Origin of the sequence: Rhodospirillum sp. A1_3_36 (assembly GCF_047263945.1) — a bacterium.
Classification (GTDB): Bacteria; Pseudomonadota; Alphaproteobacteria; order Rhodospirillales; family Rhodospirillaceae; genus Rhodospirillum.
On record NZ_JBLAVB010000010.1, the window covers coordinates 22,152 to 41,498 of the forward strand.

Annotated in this window: 20 protein-coding genes; 5 read left to right on the forward strand and 15 right to left on the reverse strand. The window is 62.0% G+C overall.

Annotation, left to right across the window (positions count from 1 at the left end; all coding sequences use genetic code 11):
- Positions 1-46: 46 nt before the first annotated feature.
- Both ACLIRY_RS18460 and ACLIRY_RS18465 read right to left on the reverse strand, forming a co-directional pair.
- Positions 47-1,021, reverse strand: coding sequence for a TRAP transporter substrate-binding protein (locus ACLIRY_RS18460; RefSeq protein WP_413206896.1), 975 nt, complete (start codon positions 1,019-1,021; stop codon positions 47-49).
- 37 nt (positions 1,022-1,058) lie between these two features.
- Complete coding sequence (locus ACLIRY_RS18465; RefSeq protein WP_413206897.1) at positions 1,059-2,339, reverse strand: TRAP transporter large permease; 1,281 nt, start codon at positions 2,337-2,339, stop codon at positions 1,059-1,061.
- Positions 2,340-2,553: 214 nt separating this feature from the next.
- On the opposite strand from ACLIRY_RS18465, the gene ACLIRY_RS18470 reads away from it, so the two are divergent.
- Both ACLIRY_RS18470 and infA read left to right on the forward strand, forming a co-directional pair.
- Positions 2,554-3,456 (forward strand): LysR substrate-binding domain-containing protein, encoded by a 903-nt coding sequence (locus tag ACLIRY_RS18470; RefSeq protein ID WP_413206898.1) that lies wholly within the window; start codon positions 2,554-2,556, stop codon positions 3,454-3,456.
- Between the two features lie 465 nt (positions 3,457-3,921).
- Positions 3,922-4,206 carry a translation initiation factor IF-1 gene (gene infA, locus ACLIRY_RS18475; protein WP_413206899.1) on the forward strand — a complete coding sequence of 95 codons (285 nt, stop codon included), beginning with the start codon at positions 3,922-3,924 and terminating at the stop codon, positions 4,204-4,206.
- 156 nt (positions 4,207-4,362) lie between these two features.
- On the opposite strand, the gene ACLIRY_RS18480 is transcribed toward infA, so the two are convergent.
- From ACLIRY_RS18480 to ACLIRY_RS18515, 8 genes are all read right to left on the reverse strand, one after another.
- Entirely contained in the window at positions 4,363-5,349 is a 987-nt protein-coding gene (locus ACLIRY_RS18480; RefSeq protein WP_413206900.1) for a threonine/serine dehydratase, read from the reverse strand.
- Between the two features lie 88 nt (positions 5,350-5,437).
- Entirely contained in the window at positions 5,438-6,721 is a 1,284-nt protein-coding gene (gene purD, locus ACLIRY_RS18485) for a phosphoribosylamine--glycine ligase (protein WP_413206901.1), read from the reverse strand.
- A 50-nt stretch (positions 6,722-6,771) separates the two neighbouring features.
- Positions 6,772-7,704 carry a ribose-phosphate pyrophosphokinase gene (locus ACLIRY_RS18490; RefSeq protein ID WP_413206902.1) on the reverse strand — a complete coding sequence of 311 codons (933 nt, stop codon included), beginning with the start codon at positions 7,702-7,704 and terminating at the stop codon, positions 6,772-6,774.
- A 232-nt stretch (positions 7,705-7,936) separates the two neighbouring features.
- Complete coding sequence (locus tag ACLIRY_RS18495) at positions 7,937-9,112, reverse strand: hypothetical protein (protein ID WP_413206903.1); 1,176 nt, start codon at positions 9,110-9,112, stop codon at positions 7,937-7,939.
- Between the two features lie 106 nt (positions 9,113-9,218).
- Positions 9,219-9,986 carry a peptidoglycan editing factor PgeF gene (gene pgeF, locus ACLIRY_RS18500; protein ID WP_413206904.1) on the reverse strand — a complete coding sequence of 256 codons (768 nt, stop codon included), beginning with the start codon at positions 9,984-9,986 and terminating at the stop codon, positions 9,219-9,221.
- 13 nt (positions 9,987-9,999) lie between these two features.
- Entirely contained in the window at positions 10,000-11,082 is a 1,083-nt protein-coding gene (locus tag ACLIRY_RS18505; protein WP_413206905.1) for a class I SAM-dependent methyltransferase, read from the reverse strand.
- Complete coding sequence (gene lgt / locus ACLIRY_RS18510) at positions 11,072-11,947, reverse strand: prolipoprotein diacylglyceryl transferase (protein ID WP_413206906.1); 876 nt, start codon at positions 11,945-11,947, stop codon at positions 11,072-11,074. Before lgt ends, ACLIRY_RS18505 begins: the two co-directional genes overlap by 11 nt.
- A 151-nt stretch (positions 11,948-12,098) precedes the next feature.
- Positions 12,099-12,911, reverse strand: coding sequence for an ABC transporter permease (locus tag ACLIRY_RS18515; protein WP_413206907.1), 813 nt, complete (start codon positions 12,909-12,911; stop codon positions 12,099-12,101).
- Positions 12,912-13,014: 103 nt separating this feature from the next.
- On the opposite strand from ACLIRY_RS18515, the gene ACLIRY_RS18520 reads away from it, so the two are divergent.
- Positions 13,015-13,602: a regulatory protein RecX gene (locus tag ACLIRY_RS18520; protein WP_413206908.1), complete on the forward strand. Its 588-nt coding sequence runs from the start codon at positions 13,015-13,017 to the stop codon at positions 13,600-13,602.
- A gap of 270 nt (positions 13,603-13,872) precedes the next feature.
- On the opposite strand, the gene ACLIRY_RS18525 is transcribed toward ACLIRY_RS18520, so the two are convergent.
- Genes ACLIRY_RS18525 through ACLIRY_RS18545 form a run of 5 tightly spaced genes read right to left on the reverse strand, consistent with a single transcriptional unit; the run spans position 13,873 to position 16,847 of the window.
- Positions 13,873-14,427: a DoxX family protein gene (locus ACLIRY_RS18525; RefSeq protein WP_413206909.1), complete on the reverse strand. Its 555-nt coding sequence runs from the start codon at positions 14,425-14,427 to the stop codon at positions 13,873-13,875.
- Between the two features lie 29 nt (positions 14,428-14,456).
- Entirely contained in the window at positions 14,457-15,245 is a 789-nt protein-coding gene (locus tag ACLIRY_RS18530) for a putative DNA-binding domain-containing protein (protein WP_413206910.1), read from the reverse strand.
- A complete protein-coding gene (locus ACLIRY_RS18535) occupies positions 15,238-16,212 on the reverse strand; it encodes a DUF692 domain-containing protein (RefSeq protein ID WP_413206911.1) in 975 nt (324 codons plus the stop codon). The genes ACLIRY_RS18530 and ACLIRY_RS18535 overlap by 8 nt, the downstream gene beginning before the upstream one ends.
- Before the next feature lie 57 nt (positions 16,213-16,269).
- A complete protein-coding gene (locus ACLIRY_RS18540) occupies positions 16,270-16,536 on the reverse strand; it encodes a DUF2282 domain-containing protein (protein WP_413206912.1) in 267 nt (88 codons plus the stop codon).
- Between the two features lie 44 nt (positions 16,537-16,580).
- On the reverse strand, positions 16,581-16,847 hold the full coding sequence (locus ACLIRY_RS18545; protein WP_413206913.1) for a DUF2282 domain-containing protein: 267 nt from the start codon (positions 16,845-16,847) through the stop codon (positions 16,581-16,583).
- A gap of 402 nt (positions 16,848-17,249) precedes the next feature.
- Here ACLIRY_RS18545 and ACLIRY_RS18550 point away from each other — a divergent pair, with 402 nt between their 5' ends.
- Entirely contained in the window at positions 17,250-18,896 is a 1,647-nt protein-coding gene (locus tag ACLIRY_RS18550) for a hypothetical protein (RefSeq protein ID WP_413206914.1), read from the forward strand.
- A gap of 144 nt (positions 18,897-19,040) precedes the next feature.
- On the forward strand, positions 19,041-19,295 hold the full coding sequence (locus tag ACLIRY_RS18555) for a FeoA family protein (RefSeq protein WP_413206915.1): 255 nt from the start codon (positions 19,041-19,043) through the stop codon (positions 19,293-19,295).
- The last annotated feature ends 52 nt before the right edge of the window (positions 19,296-19,347 follow it).

Genomic DNA, 19,347 nt, shown 5'->3' on the forward strand with positions numbered 1-19,347 from the left:
AATCATCGGACAGCCTTATGTTGTGGAGCGTTAAAAAGCCTGTGGATCAGTCGATAAATTGGGAGATGAAATCCACGTCTTCCTGGGACACAATCTGGTTCCAGATATTCCGGGTCGTGGTCAGGAACTTGTCCCGCTCGCCCTCTTTCAGCGGCGTAATTTCAATGCCCCCATCCTGGATCACCTGTTCGAAATAGGGGGCCTGCTTTACCGCCCAATCCCGGTTCTCCGCGATCCCGGCGGCCACGGCCTCGTCCACCCATCCCTGTTCCTCGTCGCTCAGGGCGTCGTACCAATCCTGGGACATCATGATGACCTTCGGCACGGGACCGGCATCCAGCGGCGTGAAGTACTTGAGCAGCTCCACCTGACCGGCGGCGACCACGGTCGACGGCGGGTTGAAATGGCCCACGGCCACCCCGGTCTGCAGCGCATTCGGCGTCTCCGCCCAGCTCACCACCGTGGGCTTGGCCCCCCAGGCGCTGAACATCGTCAGTTGGTCGCCATTCTGGGCCCGCAGACGCATGTCCTTGACATCCTCCAGCGTCGTCACCGGCTTTTCCAGGTTGAACAACCCAAGAGTGCCCCCGCGCATGGCGAATCCCGCGACACGCAGGCCCAAACGCTGGGCTTCGGCGTTGATGCGGTCCAGGGCACCGGACTGCTCGACCATGCGGTCGAAGGCTTGGTCATTGGTGGTCAGGAAGGGCAGGAACAGGACGGAGGCGAATTTCGACGCCTTCATCAGAGATCCACCATTGGCGATATTGACCGCAATCAGACCCTGGGAGGTCGCGTCGAAGCGGTCACTTTCCTTGCCCATCGTATTGGACGGATAGACGGAAACCGTCACTCCATGCGTCCCCAGGCTCTCGGCGAAGCCATGGATGAAGACATATTCGGCGTCGTTCTGCAGATCCTCGGTACCGGCGAAGGCAACAATCACGTCATCCATCGCCTGGGCCGTGCCGGTGAGGGCACAAAAGCTGATGGCGGCAGCAAGCAGGGTTTTCTTCATCATCTCATTCCTTTTTAAAACGTCTTCTGTCGCTGGATCCTCAGTGGCCCATGAGCCCCAAATAGCGCGGTAAGGTCAGCGAAATTGCGGGGACATAAATCAGCACACCCAACAGGACCAGTTCGACCAACAGGAACGGCAGGACCGCCCGGGCGAGGCGCCAATACCCGATGTCCACCACCGTAGAGAGGATCAGAAGCACCCCCCCCAATGGGGGCGTCAGCAGGCCGACGGTCAGGTTGAAGCCAATCAGGATCCCCATGTGCACCGGGTCCACCCCCAACAGAATGGCCGGAGGGATCAGCAGCGGCCCGAGCAAGGCCACCGCCGCCTTCACATCCATGACCATGCCCGCCGCCAGGAAAACCAGGTTCAGCACCACCATGTATCCCGTGGCCGAAAGGCCCGCATCGTCGATCAGCGCAGCAAGCATGCGCGGCACTTGCTCGACGGAGGTGAGATAGCCAAAGGTCGCCACTGCAACGAGAATGATGAAGACCGCGCCGGACAGGACGACCGTCCGGTTGAGCGCCTCGATGATATCCCGGCAAGTGAGACGGCGATGGAGCAGGCCCACGACCAAAGCGGCCAGGGCAGCGACCCCCGCAGCCTCAGCCGGGGTCATGAAACCGAACAGAATGCCCGACAGGATGATCACCGGAAGGGACAACGCCGGAAGCGCCGCAAACAGGGAGCCCCAGAACGGAGGGATTTCGGACCCGCGACCGCCGGGATGCCCCTGCCGATGAGCGATGATCGCGTTCATGACCATCAACACCCCCGCCAGCAGCAATCCCGGAACCACACCCGCCGCGAAAAGCGCCACCACCGAGGTTTTCAGCAGGGCCCCATAAAAGATGAGAATGATAGAAGGCGGAATGATCGGCCCGATGATCGCCGAAGCTGCGGTGATCGCCGCGGCATAATCGCGGCTGTAGCCCTGTCGCTCCATCGCCGGAACCAGCGTGTTGCCAAGCGCGGCGGCGTCCGCCGTGGCCGACCCCGAAATCCCTGCGAAGAACACCGAAGTCAGGATGTTCACATGGGCCATGCCGCCCTTGAACCGCCCCAGCATGGACAGGGAAAAGCGGATCAGGGCGTCGGTCACGCCGCCCCGGTTCATCAACTCCCCCGTCAGAATGAACAGGGGCATCGCCAGAAAGGCGAAAACATCAAGCTGGCTCATCGCGCGCTGGGGCAGACCCGAGAGAAAGCGCAGATGGTCCAGCGTCAAAAAGCCGATGATCGTCGCTCCGCCCACAAAGTAAGCAATCGCGGCGCCCGACAGGAGTGTGATGGCGAGAAACAGGAACGGCAACATGGTTTGGTGACTCCCTTTCCCCCTACAAAAAGAGAATCTCACTTAATAGACAACACGAAAAATAATCGAAACTGCATGCGTATGAGCTATAGGTTTCCTTGAAAAGACGGCGTTATTTCCCATTAGACAGGGGAAATCCCTGCCTTCTCCCGCAGCAGACGTTAAAAAAACCGCGTTTATGGTGCCTAATTTTCACGCAATGGAGAGCGCTCCCATGGACGGAATCAACCTACACAGGCTTCAAATCTTCCGGACCGTCTATGAGACGATGAGCGTCAGCGGAGCCGCCCGCACCGTCCGATTGTCGCAACCCACCGTCAGCCGTCACCTTGCCATCTTCGAAGATGAGCTGGGCATTGAGCTCTTTCGCAATGTCTCCGGCCGTCTGGAGCCCACCTGGGAAGCCCAACGCCTCTACGCCGAGAGTGGGGGCCTGTTCGAACGGCTTGGTCAGGTCGAAGCCTCCGTGGAGTCGATCAGGCGCGGCCAGCAGGACAGCCTGCGGATCATGGCCACCACCGCGCTGTGCATGTCGGCTCTGCCCGATGCCATCGGAGCACTGCATCGACGCATGCCGGATCTGGAGATCATTCTGGACAGTGGCCGCCAGAAAGGACAACTCGCGGCGCTGCGGGAAGGCTCCATCGACCTTGCCGTCGGCGGGGGCATACAGAACCGGCCAGACCTGCGTCAAACCATCATCGCCCAATTGCCCTTGGTCGCTTTGGTTCCAGCCGATCATCCCCGGGTCGGGGAAGCGGCCTTTGACTTGGCTTGGTTAAGCGACGTCGGCTGCGTTCTGCATAATGCGCACGCACCCATGGGGCGCCGGATCACCGCAGAATTGGAACGCCGCAACATTGTCCCCAAACGGTCCATCCGAGGCCTCAGCATTCTCTCCGCCGTGGGATTGGCCAGGGGGGTCAAGCTTTGCCTGGTGGTTGATCAGTTGACCGCCCTCCAAATGGCAGGGGATATGCACATTCTTCCCCTGACCGAGCCCCTGCTCCAGGATCTTGCCGTCATTGAGGTCGCCAACCGCCCGGTCCGGCGCAGCATGACCGCGTTCAAGGAAGAATTGGAACGGCAGGTCTTCCGGGCGCTCGACAGACCTTGAGTGACCCGCCAAAATCAGCATCCGTGATCCCCGTCTTTCGATCCGTCCATCGGGCTTGAAGACGGACCCCGCCCGCTTGTTTATCCACTGGGGCGCCCGTCGATTGACAAAATCCTCACCATCCCTTAAATAAGGCTGCGTCGTGGAAGGGCTATTGAGCCTCCGCGCACCCATATCACGTCGACCCGGATCCCTTTCCGTCGTTCTCACCCCGTAGAGAGCGCCCTCTCGGTCGGCGAGGTGGCTCGCTTCCGGGCGGACCATGACCACGGAGTGGGAGTGTACCAGCAGCGTCCTGGGGGGGATGCCTGGTGCTCCGGCGACGAAGAGCGATCATCGACCGATCCCGTCGTTCCAGACTGCATCGTGACCCCGTCCGCCCCAATGGGCTCGGATGGGTGTTTTCGTTTTATCCAGCGCGAGCCGTCCCCGGGGGGCCGCTTGCCAAGAACAAGGACGAGCCCCATGGCAAAGGAAGAACTTATCGAGATGGATGGTGTCGTCACCGACGTCCTGCCCGACTCCCGTTTCAAGGTGCAGTTGGACAACGGACACGAAGTGATGGCCTACTCCGCAGGCAAGATGAAGAAGCACCGCATCCGCATCATGGTTGGCGACCGGGTGGACATGGAAATGACCCCCTACGACCTGACCAAGGCGCGCATCACCTATCGCCACAAGGTCGGTGGCCCGCCGGTCGGCGCCCCCCCTGCTGGTGGCGGCAACCGGCGCCCCACCCGTCGGCGGTAGAAGCGGCGGTAGAAGCGGATCGTTTTCTGTTTGTCATCCCCCCTGCGGACAAGGAGCCTGGGATGACGAACAGAAAGAGATTTCGGCAGACTGTTCGAGCAAAGATGGAAAAGGCGATGGGGTCTCCCATCGCCTTTCTTTGTTGCCTTGCTCCGATCAGATCGCCGTTTCACTGAGGATCCGGGCAAAAACTTCCGGATCCACATTGCCGCCCGAGGCGGTCACCACGCTCACCTTGCCCTTGCTGGGAACCTTACCCGCAAGCACAGCCGCCAGGGCCACGGCTCCGCCCGGCTCCACAACGATCTTCAGGTGAAGAAAAGCCAGAACCACGGCCCGTTTCACCTCCTCCTCCGACACCGCAACCGCGCCGGTCAGCAGGGCCTTGCCGATGGGGAAGGTCAATTTGCCCGGCGCCTGGGTCTGGACCGCGTCGCACAGGGTCGGCTCCATGGGGCCATTGGCCCGGATCTCTCCGGCTTCCAGGGAGCGCACCCAGTCATCATAGTGCTCCGGTTCGACGGCCCAAACGGCCGTGTCCGCATTCCGACCCTTGACCGCAGTGGCAATCCCCGTGGTCAACCCACCGCCCCCACAGCAGACCAGCACCTGATCGGGCACCACCTCCTGAGCAGCGCATTGGTCCATGATTTCCAGCCCGATGGTGCCCTGACCGGCGATCACATCTGGGTGGTCGAAGGGGGGGATCAGGACACCGCCGGTCTCGGCCACGGCCCGGGCGGCCAGATCTTCCCGCTCGGCGCGAGGCCCCTGAATAATCCGTGCGCCATGGGCCTTGGTCAGGGCGACCTTGAGGGCCGGGGCGTCGTCCGGCATGATAATGGTGGCAGGCACGCCCCAGGTCTTGGCCGCCGCCGCGATGGCCTGGGCATGGTTGCCCGAGGAATGGGTCACCACACCCCGCACCCGGGTTTCGGCATCCATAGCGGCCAACGCATTGGTCGCCCCCCGCAGCTTAAAAGCGCCCGTGCGTTGCAGACATTCGGCCTTCACCAGAAGGCGGCCCCCCACAAGTTCATTAAGCATGGGGCTTTCCAACAGAGGTGTTTCCACCACCTGCCCGCGCAGGCGGATCGCGGCATCCTCGATATCGGCGAAGTTAATGGCCAGGGATTCGGTCATGCAAGGCAGTCCTTCCGGTTTGGGTTATCCAGGGTCGAAAGGAGTATGATGCGATTGCGGCAAAATGCCGACACCACCCGTCTTGGGGTTATTCGCTTTCACGCTCCAGCGCGCGCCAAGCGATATCCCGCCGACAAAACCCCTCAGGCCAATTGATCGCGTCCACGGCGGCATAAGCCCGATCGCGGGCCTCGCGCACTGTTTCCCCATGCGCGGTCACCCCCAACACGCGCCCTCCGGCGGCCAGAACCTTGCCCGCGCCGCCATCCTTGGTACCCGCATGCAGTACGGTGACACCCGGCACGGCGTTCGCGGCCTCGAGCCCTTTGATCTCGGTCCCCTTCTGGTAGGCACCCGGATAGCCCTTGGCGGCCATGACCACCACCAGGGCGCATTCGTCCTTCCAGGAGAGACTCTCGCCGGAGAGATCCCCCTTGGCGGCGGCCATCAGAACCGGCAGAAGGTCGGAGTCCAAGCGGGCCATCAGAACCTGACACTCGGGGTCACCAAACCGCACATTGTATTCCAGGACCTTGGGGCCATCGGCGGTAACCATCAAACCGACAAAGAGTACACCGGTGTAGGGACGGCCCATCTCAGCCATGGTCTTCAGGGTGGGGGCGACGACTTCGGCCATAACCAGATCTTGCATGGCCTCGGTGAAGACCGGGGCCGGGGAATAAGCCCCCATGCCGCCCGTATTGGGTCCGGTGTCGCCCTCGCCCACGGCCTTGTGGTCCTGGGCCGCAGCCAGGGGCAGGGCGTTTTTCCCGTCGCAGAGGGCGAAGAAGCTGGCTTCCTCACCCACCAAAAACTCCTCGATGACCACCTCGGACCCGGCCTCGCCGAAGATCTTCTCGACCATCATGGAGTCGACGGCGGCAAGCCCCTCCTCCACCGTCTGGCACAGGATCACTCCCTTGCCCGCAGCCAGACCATCGGTCTTGACCACGATAGGCGCACCCTTTTCACGGACAAAGGCCCGGGCGGCCTCGGCTTCGGTGAAGCGGCCATACCAAGCGGTGGGCACCCCGGCCTTGGCCAGCACATCCTTCATGAAGCCCTTGGAGCCCTCCAGCTCCGCCGCCCCCTGTCCGGGGCCGAAGACAGGGATTCCGGCCTCGCGCAGGGCGTCGGCGAGGCCCAACACCAACGGCGCCTCCGGTCCCACAACCACCAGATCCACGGCCCGGTCCTTGGCCAACGCGACAAGCCCGGCCAGATCCTCCGCCCCCACGGGGGCCAGTTCGGCGACCTGAGAAATGCCCACGTTCCCGGGCGCACAGATCAGGGTTTCGCAGAGGGAGGATTGGGCGATCTTCCAGCAGAGCGCGTGTTCGCGTCCGCCGGACCCAACGACCAGGACTTTCATGGGCATTTTCCTCGTGTGCATCACCCAGCGAACTGGATGACACCCTCACATCAATTGAACAGGCTGGACACCGAGGCTTCCTGGCTGATCCGGCGCATGGCTTCGGCAACCAGCGGGGCGATGGAGATCTGGTGCACATTCCGCGCAAGCCGCATGGCTTCCGTCGCCTGGATCGAGTCGGTGATGCACAGGCTGTCGAGCGGAGAACTCGTCACCCGGGCCACGGCTCCACCGGACAGCACACCGTGGGTCACATAGGCCGCCACGGAGTTGGCGCCCGCGTTCTTCAGGGCCGTGGCCGCGTTGCAGAGCGTGCCCGCTGAGTCGACGATGTCATCGACCAGAATACAATCCCGGCCCTTCACGTCACCGATGATGTTCATCACCTCCGACACACCCGCCCGCTCGCGGCGTTTGTCGATGATCGCCAAGTCGGCTTCGATGCGTCGGGCCAGATCACGGGCACGGACCACCCCCCCCACGTCCGGGGAAATGATCATCGGCCGCTCGCCCCGAAAGTTCTCCATGATATGTTTGGAGAAGACCGGCGCGGCATAGAGGTTATCCAGGGGAATGTCGAAGAACCCCTGGATCTGGCCAGAGTGCAGATCCAGAGTGACGACCCTGTTGGCCCCGGCACTGGTGATCAGATTGGCCAGCAGCTTCGCAGTGATCGGCGTGCGCGGACCAGTCTTGCGGTCCTGGCGGGCATAGCCAAAGTACGGGATGACGGCGGTCACCCGGCGGGCTGAGCCACGCTTCAGGGCATCCAGCGCGACCAACAATTCCATCAAATTGTCATTGGCCGGATAGCTGGTAGACTGCACGACAAAAACATCCTCGCCGCGCACATTCTCCAGAATCTCCACCCAAACTTCCATGTCGCTAAAGCGTTTCACGCTTGCGTTGGTGAGTTCCAGATTGAGGTAGCTGGCGACGGCCTCGGCAAGGGGACGGTTGCTGTTACAAGCAAGGATCTTCATTCCGGTTTCCCCAATCGTATAGGCGGATCATACGGATCATATACATGGCCGAAGCCAGGGCGAAGGCGGACTTGGGATTCGCCCAAGGCTGCTGAACAGGCACCCTCGAAAAGCCCGGGCGCCACGGGCCGGAGTCTTATCAACATGTCATGCGGCTGTAAACCACACAGCCCGCCTTTCCTCCCCCCGAAATAGCGGATTTACCCCATTTCCTGTGTCAGCCCCGTGAGACCTACTGTGTTTGCCCCGTGAGAACATCCCCGACACCCTCCAAGGCGGCCTGGGCGATCTCGTAGGCCAAGCGCCCCCATTCGCCGTCAAGCATACCCTTGGGGATGACGTTCTGCTGCCGCACCGTCCCGATTTCGTCGCCGCTTTTTGGGTCGGTGACCCGCCAGACCAAATCCACCTTTTCCTGGTCCCCGGCCACCGGAGTCGTTGTCACCGTCCCAATGATGGCGAAGGACGCCTTTTCCGGATTCCGGGTCACGGCCATGCCTGCGGCGCGGATCAAGGTGGCCATGGCCTGTTCCAACTCCCGCCCGCCCGTTCCCGGGGCCTCGGTGAGACGCGGCTCCATGGCCATGACGATCTTGCCATCGGGCGACAGGGCCTTCGCCGGTCTCGGCGCCGGAGGCGGCGGACGTTGATCGGCACCCGGTGGCGGTGGGGCTTTCCGCCCCTGGGGCACCTCTACGGGTGGCGGGGACTTGGCACCATTTCCGGCTTCGCCCCCGATCGGTGGGACCGCCAGGTTCTCATGGGTCACGGCCCCCCCCGGAGACGAAGGCGCCGCATGGGGCAAGGGAGGTTCGGTATCAGACATCCCTGTGGCCTCTCCCCGGGATCCCGGAGACCAGCCGCCACCACCCAGAGCCGTCGAGACCGCCGCCACCACGGGAGCCCCCAACGCGCGCGCGCTTTCCGGCGCGGCCCGTTCCCAGGCGATCGCCTGGACCGAGGCATAGCTGATATCCCCTGCCAAGGCAGTGCCATCGTCGGCGGTCAATTGCCACGTGGTTTCCATGGGCAACGCACCGGGAGCCAAAAAACCGGGGTCGAGCCCGTCCGGTACCGCACCGCCGGAAGATCCAAGCGCAGGACCAACGCGCAAAGACAGTCGGTGCCCCAAAGTACCAGACTCACCCGCTTCCGCCGGAATGCCCTGACCACGCAACATTTCGGCGATTTCCAGAGCGAGCAGACGGTTCCAGGGCACTGGCAACCCCACAGCGGGCTGCACCGTCACCCCCGTCCCCGAGCGCAGAGCGACAAGGGGATTGGCCACAGCAGCATAGCGATCACGGGCAAAGGGCCGGGGAAGATCACCACATCCAGACAGAAGAAGAGAAGCCGCCAACATCCAAAGGGTCGGCACCTGCGATAGGCGGAGAAGAGTCACGGTCACGAATAGCTCCCGAGGGGGTGAACAGTCCCTCGCCCAACGGAGGTTAAGTCTGGCACGGCCACGATAGTCCCAATCTTTTGTCTCGTTCTTATGCGTATACGGCGGCCTAACGTTCCAGAGCAATGACCGAAAGCATCCGGCCATAATCGGCCTCTCCCTTGGTCACGGATCGGCGGTAGCTGAAGAAGCGATCTTCCTCCCGACAGGTGTCGCAGGGCGTCGGCATGACCTCCGTCACGCCCACACGCACCAACCGCTTGGCCACATAACCCGGCAGGTCGAACAGGAAATGCTCCTCCTTGCGGGCCTTGGCAAAGAACATCTGGTTGGCCTCGTCCTCCTCCAGAAAGGCCGCTGGGAACTCGGGGCCCACTTCGTAGGAGCGCTGGGCAATGCAGGGACCGATTCCAGCCAGGATATCCCGCCGTTTGGCGCCCAGACGCTCCATGGCCTCCACCGTATTGTCCAGCACCCCCCCCAGCGCCCCCCGCCAACCGGCATGGGCGGCACCGATGACGCGGGCCTTGGGATCGACGAACAGGACCGGCGCACAATCTGCCGTCAGGATCCCCAGCACCACGCGAGGCGCCGAGGTGACCATGCCGTCAACCTCTGGCGCCTGACTGTGGGGCCAAGGCTTGTCCACCTCGACCACCTTGTTGGAATGGCATTGATGGACGGTGACCAAAGCCTCAGGCGGCATCTCGATCTCGGTCACGGCCCGAGCTCGGTTTCGCGTCACGGCCTCGGCCACGTCGCCGGATCCATAGCCGCAGTTCAGGGAGGCATAAAGCCCCTTGGACACACCCCGATTTCGGGTAAAAAACCCGTGCCGTACGTTCGTCAAAGCGTTGAGCGAGGAAACGGTGATCATGAAACCGGTATCCCTAGAAGCCGGGGAGAAGAGCCATAGCCGGGTGGCGAAGGCCTAAGACCTTAAATAAGGTGCCCATTTCTGCGGGATCAATCAAGCGGCGTACCGCCGAAGCAATATCCTCTCTCTGTTTGGCCGTCGCGGAATCGGTCAAAATCTGGGCGCGCTGTTCCAATCCAAGGGCCTGCAGAAAGGGACCTTGCTGCAACAAACCGTCCACGGAGGCCCCTGCATCCACGGCGGTTCGCGCCAGGGCCTCGAAGTCCACATGGGCTGTCAGATCGGCTTCTCCCGGCGTGTCCAGGATCGGAACAAAGGTATGGCGGCGTAAGGCCTGCAGGCTGTCCCCCGGGGCGGAGCGGGCAGCTCCATAGTCCAGAAAAAGGGCCGCGCCCCCCTGCTGAGCGATCCGAGTCGACCCCCATGTCACGATCTCATGGGCGGCGGGACAAACCTCGACGATCTGCCCTTCCGACGCCGAATCATGGGCAGGCTGCAAAAGCCTTGGCCGATCGACCAAAAGGGGTCCCATGGTGAAGGCGAAGGGTGGCCGCCCCTCTCGCGGCATCACCAGACGCTCCCGCCATCCCGTTCCCGCCCGCAGGTATTGGCGGATGGGAAGGGCATCAAGGAACTCATTGGCCAGCAGGATCATCGGCCCATCGGGCAGATCCTCCACCCGGTCGTGCCAAGCAACGGCGACAGGGCTGTCGCGCAAAGCCTCTTTCTGGCGGACCCTCAACCCTGGGCTGGTCTCCACCAAATGGACCTCCAGGGCGGCAACGAAGGCGGGCACCGGGGCCAAGGCCCGCAGGGCGTCGGCCATCAGGGTGCCCCGCCCGGGGCCCAGTTCCACCAGCAGAACGCGGGAGGGAGAGCCCATCGATTGCCAGACCACCGCAGACCAAAGGCCCAGGAGTTCGCCGAACATCTGGGTGCATTCGGGAGCGGTGATGAAATCGCCCTTGGCCCCAATGGCCGAGCCTTTGCCGTAATAGGCCGCGAGGCAAGCGCCCATCCACTCCTCGACGGAGAGGGCGCCCTCGCGGGCCATGCGATCGGTCAGGCTCGCAAGGGGGGAAGACTCAGCCGCCACGGGCTTTGGCCTTTTTCGGGTTGGCCTTCGCCGGGGAGGAGGCGTCACCCGTCGTGGGGTCCAGCTCGGGCCTCCGGCTGGCGAAAATGACGATGCCGATCCCGACAAGGATCATCGGCAGGGACAGCAGTTGGCCCATGGTCACGCCCATGGCCAGGAAACCGAGCTGGGCATCCGGCTCGCGGAAAAACTCGGCGGTGATGCGGGCGATGCCATAACCGATGAGGAAAACACCGATCATCCGACCGGGCTTGCGGGCCAAACGGGTAAAATGCCACAGCAGGGCCAGGACAGTGAACAGGACCAACCCTTCCAGGAAGGATTCATAAAGCTGGCTGGGGTGGCGGGGAATATCGCCGCCCCGGGGGAAGACCATGGCCCAGGGCACATCAGGAGCGGGGCGGCCAAACAGCTCGCCGTTAATGAAATTGGCCAACCGTCCAAAGAACAAGCCGATGGGAGCCGCGCAGGCCACCACGTCGCCCACCCGGGGGATGGACAGGCCACGCTGACGGCAGAACAGGATGGTGGCCGTAATAACGCCCAGCAACCCACCATGGAAACTCATCCCCCCATGCCAGACCGTCAGGATCTGCAGCGGATTGTCCAGGTAATAGGGCAAATTGTAGAAGAGCACATAGCCAATGCGCCCCCCCAGGATGGTCCCCGCCGTCGCCCAGACCAGAAAGTCGTCCACATGGGCGTCCTCCATGATCGGTGGCTTGGCCCGGCGGGACAGAAAGCGGATGTACCACCAGCCACCCAACAATCCGACGATATAGGATAGGGCGTACCAGCGAATGGCGAAGGGCCCGAGCTCCACGATCACCGGATCGATGGCTGGAAAGGGTATGGCGAAAAACATGGAACTCCCCCGGGGTGGTCCGTGATGGCGCCCCCTTCTATCACGGACCAAGCCAAAGGCCCATGACAGGAAAGGGGCACTTTCTGAGCGGACGAGGATAAAAGCGTCTCAGTCCTCGTCCATCAAACGCTCGAAGGCGCGGCGCGCACCTTTACGCCTTCAGTTTGTATCCAGACCGGATAAGGGCCCAACAGGCGACAGCGAGGACGATATTGAACCCGCCGACCACCAAAAGACCTGTGATCGGCATGGCCGACTCGTGACCCAAAAAGCCATAGCGGAACCCGTCGATCATATAGAAGAACGGGTTTATATGGGCCAGGAACTGAAGCTTCTCGGGCAGGCGGTCAATCGTGTAGAAGGTCCCCGACAGGAAGGACAGGGGGGTAATGATGAAGTTCGTCACGGCAGCCATGTGATCGAATTTCTCTGACCAAACCCCGGCAATCAGCCCCAGGATGGACAGCATCAACGACGCCCCAATGGCATGGAAGACGATAAAGAAGACAGAATGGATGTGCAGCGGCACGAAGAACAGCATCCCCAGGGCGACGAAAAATCCCACGACAAGGCCCCGAGAGACTCCCCCCATGGAAAAACCAACGGTCAGTTCCAGAGCACTGAGGGGGGGCATCAGGACATCGACGATGTTCCCCTGGACCTTGGAGATCACCATGGAGCTGGAGGAATTGGCGAAAGCATTCTGCACCATGGTCATCATGATCAGGCCCGGGGCCAAGAACTCCATGAAACTGACATTGGCCATGTTCACCTGACGACCGATGGACAATGCGAAAATGGCCAAGAAAATCAGCGTCGTGGCCATGGGCGCGGCGATCGTTTGCAGATAAATTTTCAGGAAGCGCCGCACTTCCCGCAAATAGAGCTCCCACATACCCCGCCAGTTGACGGCCCCCATCCGACGGGGAGGGGGAATACCAATGGAGCCGCTGGCATCCTTCACGGAACGATCCTCTTCATCTCTCGGAAAAAAGCGCACCTTGGGTTAGGGTCGCCCTGACGAGAAACTAAGGTTCGCAAACAGGAAAAACAAGGGACGGCGCCACATGACCCCTCCCCACCCCCACCATATGCCCCCTCCCCATCCCCCTGGCCCGAAAGGCCGCAAACAGCCCAAGCCCGTGACCCGGGAGCGCCTGGAGCGGATCGCCCTCTTTTACCTGGAGCGCTTTTCCGCCAGCGGCGAAAGTGTGCGCCAGGTCTTGCGCCGCCGGGTGGATCGGGCCGCCCAGATTCACGAAACGGACCGGGAACAGGCCGAGGTCTGGATCGGCGAGGTCATTGAAAAACTGGCCCGCGCCGGGTTCATCGACGACAGCCGCTATGCCGAGGGCAAGGCCCGGAGCCTGTTCCGCAAGGGGAATCCTCCCGCGTTGATCCGCCGCACCCTGGCCTCCAAAGGCGTGGGTGACGATGCAATCGAAGCGGCGCTATCCGAAACCCTGGAGCATTCCGAGGACCCGGACATGGAGGCCGCCCAAGCCTATTGCAAACGCCGCAAGCTTGGCCCTTACCGCACGGATCCCAGCACGCGGGAGGCACAGTATCGCAAAGACCTGGGCTCCCTGGCACGACGTGGGTTTTCCAGCGCGGTGGCCCATCGGATCCTTGGTCTAAGGGACGAGTGGGATTAGCTTGAGCCAAGATGCACAGTACACGACAGTGTCTCATCATTTTTTGGGCGATAGCCCAAACCCATTTGGGGGCGATGCCCCCAAACCCCCATTTTTCTTTTAAAAATAACAGCCTGAGGCCTTTCGACCAGTAAATGCTCGGGGTCTGGGGCCTTTCGGCCCCAGTGGGGGACGGGGCAAAGCCCCGTGACGGGAAAGGACCGACTGTCGTGTACCGTGGCCAAGACGTGGCTCAACTTGATCTCGGAGCCCTCTAAGGGACGAGTGGGATTAGGCCCCCATGCCCCGCCGCGCCACCAGGAAATCCAGCGACAACCAGCCCGGTCCCTTGGCGATCAGGAACAACAGACCCGCCGCCCACAGCATATGGTCTGACCACAGGTTCGGGTAAACGAAGATTTGGATCACCAGGGTCATGCCCAGCAATCCCAAGGCAGACAGACGCGTCGCCAGCCCCAAAACCAATAGAATGGGGAAAACCATCTCCCCCAATGCCGCCATCCAGGCAGCCAGCTCCGGAGGCAGAAGAGGCACCTTGTATTCCTCGGCGAAAAGGACGGGGGTCAGGGGGGTCAGATGGGGCGGAAAATGGACTGGTACGCCGATCTCCCGACCCAGAATGGAAAAAGCTGTCGTGCTGACCACCTTGGTCTGACCCGAAGCCCAAAAGATGCTCGCCAGACTGATACGGGCAAACAGGGCGATCACCCAATCGGGCAATCGTCCAGCCAGGGCCCGCAGGGTTCGCGCCACCTCCAGGGCACGAAGGGGCACACCAGCGAAGGGGCCAGGGCCCGTACTCTTCAGACCCATGTCATTGGTCATCTTGGACTCTCCCGGATATCTCGTTTTTTTTATGATGCCGGAGTCTGGACGGCGCCAAAGGCCCCCAGGGTGAAAAAACGGGCCAGCGCCGCTCCCAGGTCGAAGTCCGCCTGTGTCGCCTCGGCCAATGCCGCCGCCTCGCCCAGGCAGGCTCCCATCGACAGCTCCTTCCAGAACAGCGCCTCGCCTTCGGACAGGTCGGCGAACAGCACATCGGCGCCGGGGCGGAGAACCAGCAGGTGATATGGGCCAAGGGAGCGACCGGAAGACAGATCCACCTCAGGCGGATCGACGACCTCCGGTTGGTTCACCTGCCAGATCGCCGAAACCGGCCAAGGCGAAACCACCAGACGGGAGGCGGCGATAGGCAGGAAGCGCAGCAAGGGAAACAGATCCGGCGCCAGGGTCGACAGCTCCGCCGGGTTCAAAGGGGGCTCGTCGGCATCGTTATAGGCCCCCCACCAAGCCCATTCCAGGGACGCCACATCCGCGAGGTACGGCAGGGACGCCGCAGGGGGATAGGCTTCCAGAAAAGCTGCAAAACCCTCTCCCAGATCGAGAAGACAGCCGGAGGCGGGCGGATGAGCCAGCAGGAAATCCCGGGCCAACTGGCCAAAGAAAGCCTCCCCCACCAAACGGCGAACGACCGAGAAGGTGTCGCCCAAGGCTTCGGTCAGACCGATCAGCGTGTTGTTGCGGTGAATGGACAGGCGTTGGGCCGGGTCGAGCCCCAGCCCGTCGATGGCGGTCAGAACCGCCGTACTCCTCTCCAGCACTCCGGCACCGAACGCCAATTGCAAAGTCGCGAGACTAGGCATCCGCCTTCTCCCGCTCTTGGCGTGCAGCCATCCGCGCCCCGGCCTGGGCGGCCTCGTCCACCAGAACGGACAGGGAGGGAACATCATTATCCCATTCGATCAGGGTTGGCCTGGGTCCGAAGAGGGACAGGGCATGGTCATAGAGGTCCCAGACGGAGGGCCGCACCCGCGATCCATGGTCATCAATCAGGATGGTCAAGCCCTCCACCTCCCGCTCAGCATGTCCGGCCAAGTGGATCTCCCCCACCGGTGGACCATGTGCGGCCAGACGGTCGAGCCAGTCTTTCGCGTCAAAGCCCAGGTTCACGGCGCTCACATGGACGTTGTTCACATCCAGCAAGAGACCACATCCCGTGCGCCGGGCAAGCTCTGACAGGAAATCGGGTTCGGTCAGGGTCGTGTCATGGAAGGCCAGGTATTGGGAGGGGTTCTCCACCAGAATCGACCGCCCAAGGGCATCCTGGACGCGGGCGACATTGTCCGCCACCACATCCAGACTTTCCTCGGTCAGCGGCAAGGGCAACAGGTCGTTCAGATAGGTCCCCGGCGGTCCGACCCAAGCCAAATGTTCGGATACCTGCACCGGTTCGAACCGATCAACCACAGCCTTGACCCGGGCGAGATGGCCGGGATCCACCCCATGGGCCGCCCCCAAGGACAGGGCCACCCCATGCAGGGACAGGGGAAACTGCGCGCGGATGGCATCAAGCCAGCGGTGGGAGGGACCGCCCCGGGCCATGAAGTTCTCCGTATGGGCTTCCACCCAATGCACGGAGGCCGGGGGCGCCTCCAGCAGGTCGGCTTGGTGTACGGCTTTGAGGCAGATACCGGGCGCCCGGGGAAGGACGCCCTCCCCAAGAGAGGGTGGGACCTTGGGGATCCCACGGGGAACCGACCGGGTCGCATGCTCCGGTGCCTGACAGGTCATCTGCGGAGCGACCTTCGATTCGGCTGAGTGGTCGTTCATCGTGGGATCCTCATGTGATCTCAGGGGGTGATCTCAGGGGGTGATCTCAGGAAGCGATCACATGGATTCGAGAGAACCGCCGACCAGCTTCTCGCAAGTGCCCGCAGGGACGTAAACCCATGCATCCTTCTGACCGTCCACCTTGGAGGTCCCGGCGCAGGAACTCTTCGCCGTCTGGCAGTCGTTCTTTCCAGCCTTGGCCACACCATAGCACTTTTCGTTGTCGGCAGCTTGGGCCGCGGGAACCAGGGACGCGGCGCCAATGGCAAAAGCCATGGCGGTGGCGACGGCCAGGGTCGACTTGCTCTTCAGGGTATCTTTCATGGATCTATCCTTAATATGTTTGAAAAGGGAGGGGGAAGGCAGGTTTACATCGACTCGAGGGAGCCACCGACCAGCTTATCGCAGGTCCCGGCGGGGACTAAGATGAAGGCGCTCTTCGCCCCATCGACCTTGGAATGTCCAGCGCAGACGTTGCTTGCGGTTTTACAGTCGTTCTTTTCGGCCTTGGCCACACCAAAGCATTTCTCGGTATCAGCAGCCTGGGCGGCGGGAACCAGGGACGCGGCACCAATCGCAAAAGCCATGGCGGTGGCGACGGCCAGGGTCGATTTACTCTTGAGGGTGTCTTTCATGGAGTCTATCCGATCTTTGATTTGGTTAGGTCTCGTCAGTAACAATGGGCTCGACATCCGCGCCGAACTCGAGATAGAGACTGCCCAAATCCGCCGATCACGGGAAATGACGAACGCGTGAACAGAAAGACAGAAAAAATTGTTAACGCATTGTTTTTAAATGAAATAGCTCGCTATTTTGACCATCGCATCACGGATATGTGAGAACAGATCTGGCAAATTTTCGGAAAATGAGTCATTGCATAAAATGCAATCCATTAACTCTTATTCCATCTCTTTCGGATATCCCTTATTGCTGAGCAGGTGTTAGGAAGACCAGATGATCGGGTTCCGTCTCTCGCTCAAGGGTTCCCTGAGGTTGGGTAGAAAACCCGGCAATAAATGTAAAGTGGAACACGTGGAATGGCTCAAGGCCCAAATGGGATCATGCAATTGGCGGGCACGGTTCGCGTCGGTGGGACATCCATTGACCGGAACGTGTTGTCGAGCATCCATGCCGCCAGCCGCAAGACGGGGGTCAGCTTCGCCTTCATGCTCGCCAAGGCCAGGCGGGAGAGTAATTTCGAGACCTCTGCGGCCAATGGGACCAGTTCAGCCCAGGGCCTCTACCAATTCACCACACAAACCTGGCTGGACCAGATCAAATCCCATGGGGCAGAACACGGCCTGGGCGACCTCGCCGACCAGATTTACCGCGATAAGAAGGGACACTACCGGGTGGATGACCCGGAGGTTGCCCAGGAAATCCTGGACCTGCGCGATGACCACGGCGTGTCCTCGGCCATGGCCGCCGAATACGCAGCAGACAACCGCCGATACCTGTCCCATGTCCTGGGCCGAAGGATCAGCGACACCGATCTTTATTTCGCCCATTTCCTGGGGCCCGGCGGTGCGGCGGAGTTTCTGAAGGCCCTGGAGCAGGACCCCAACCAAGACGCCTCGGCGATCCTGCCCAACGCGGCCTCGGCCAACCACTCTATCTTCTTTGGCGCCGGTGGCAAGGGACGTAGCCTCGGTGAAATCCATGCCCTGGTGGAGCGGAATATCAAGGCATCCGTGCGCCGTTATGCCTCGGCGGGAAACCTTCCAGAGTTCAACGGCCCCATTCCCCTGCCCCCCGGCACGAAGCCCGACACCATCAACAAGAGCGCCACCCTGGCCGCAGGCCCCGAAGATATGGGCGCGGCAGGAAATCGAAGGGCCTCCCTTCCCCTCCCTCCGGGAACCAAACCAACGCAGACTCCGGAGAATATGGGAACCTGGCGGGAGAGCGGGCGCCAGATGGCTTCGGCCGAGGGGTTGCCCCGGCCCATAGCCCAAAAGCCGAAAGCCGAGAACATGGGGGGCCCCCGTCACCGGCCCACACCGGCTGCCCTTCCCCGGACCCTGGTGGCCGAGGCAGAGGGCACATCCCAATGGAGTGATCAGGCGCTCGCCATCTCCCTGGCGCAGGCCGCTCCCAGTCCTGCGGTGACCGACCCCCGGGAGCAGGCATTCAACGCCGCCCAAGCCTTCGTTCAAATTGCCCAAGCCGGTTACCAATGGAGCCGGGCCGAGCCCTCCGAAGAGGCAGAGCCGATAGACAGCCTGCTCACTCCGGGACTGGTTCAAGCGTCCGTCCGCCAAATCCCGGAGCGTCACATCCCAGAAAGCCAAACGCCCACCACAACCCTGGCAGGAGAGTCCGGCGCAGATTCCCTCACTCTGCACGAAACCGTCCAGACCGCTTCGGCGACCCAGGGGCCCAAAGTGACGGCCGCCAGCGGAGCAGCCTCCTACGCCGTCCTGGCCGTGGTGGAGACCTTCGACCCCAACAAGCGGATCACCTCCTTCACTTCTCCCCTACCCGATCTCAAGGATCAACAGCCCCCGACCGAGGCGGCTGAAACACCCGATTTGGAATCCGAGCCCGACGACACACAAGGGAACAGCTATCCCATGCCCATGGCTGCCCCGGCAAACCCTGTAACTGTCCCGTCCCGTGACCAAATGCCCTCGGTAACGGCCCAAGCCACCGTCGTGGGCTGGTTCCGGCGCATGCTCGGATAGGGCTCTCCTCCTGCTTCCCCCCTTTTTTCGCACTGCCAGAAAATCTCCTTTGCAAAATATTCGCAATCTTTGTAGGGTTAGTAAAGTTGCGATTAAGTCGCGGTTCCGATCAGCAAACCGTCCCGGCGATAGGGAGAGAGCCCCATGGCGACACAGACGACTTTTGATGGCGTTGGCCTGACTCTGGCTGATTTACACCCTGGAACAGCCGTAACCGTCTCCCGCATTGATGGGGACCGCCGGGCCACCCGTGACCTCGCCGACCTGGGTGTCCGTGTGGGAGGAGATTTGACGGTCATCCGTCGCCTCGCAGGCGGTGCGGTCGCCGTCCGGAACGGCGGCATGACCGTAGCCATCGGCGGAAGCTTGGCACGCCGTGTTATGGCCGCCCCCGCCTGACCCCCCACAAGGTCTCCCCCCTACAAGGTCTGCCCCCTACAAGGTCTGCCCC